We start from the raw sequence: 850 nt of genomic DNA on the forward strand, positions 1-850 counted from the left end.
TTCACCAGAGGGCGAAATTCTCTATCACGGTCCCTATTCTTCGGGTGACGTATGCGGACAAGGAGAGGATCTTGTCATGTCGCGTCTAGAACAATGGTACGAAGGGTATAAACAGCCACAATTTAACGTGCTAGGTAATGGATGTTTTTGTCCTTGGAATAATTCAATAGATAAACAAATAAACAGATAAACAGATAAACAGATAAACAGGTAAACAGGTAAACAGATAGTCTAAGTTATGATGTATTCAAAACAAGAAAGCTCGGTGAACGAGACGTTGCTGCGTGAACACTACATGAAAGCGGATAAAGTAATGCTCGCTATCATGAGCTTATTATTTACCATTTCGTTTGCGATTGCTCCATTATACAACTCATGGGTTGAAGCTATGTTTATCGGCGGTGGTACTTTTGGTACTGCACTGCTTATCAGACACTTTGCGCCCGGAGCATTAGTCACTCGCCTTTTCATTGGCACGGCGTTTATGATTATGACGTCACTACATATTCAGCAAGCACACGGCATGCTGGAATTTCACTTTAGTGTGTTCGTGTTAATCGCCTTGCTGCTCTACTATCGAGACTGGGCCCCGGTTCTCGCAGCGGCTGCAACAATAGCCACACACCACCTTAGCTTTTTCTATCTGCAATCAGGCGGAGTAAATGTTTGGGTATTACCCAGCACAGAACTTGGCATTAGCGTGATATTTCTCCACGCAGCATACGTTGTTATAGAGTCCGCTGTCATCGTATGGATGTCTATCGATCTTAAAAAAGAATTCCTCGCATCTATAGAACTTAGCACCACAACACGCGCGATCGTAAAGGAAGATAAAATTGACCTTTCGATT

General features: G+C 42.9%; 2 protein-coding genes. Both read left to right on the plus strand.

Annotation, left to right across the window (positions count from 1 at the left end; all coding sequences use genetic code 11):
• A partial coding sequence (locus tag A3739_RS30855) for a DUF6436 domain-containing protein (protein WP_231877065.1) occupies positions 1–190 on the plus strand: 190 nt, incomplete at its 5' end.
• 48 nt (positions 191–238) lie between these two features.
• The coding region (locus A3739_RS10705; RefSeq protein WP_197472270.1) for a hypothetical protein at positions 239–850 on the plus strand (612 nt) is incomplete at its 3' end.

The sequence above is a fragment of the Oleiphilus sp. HI0067 genome (assembly GCF_001635735.1).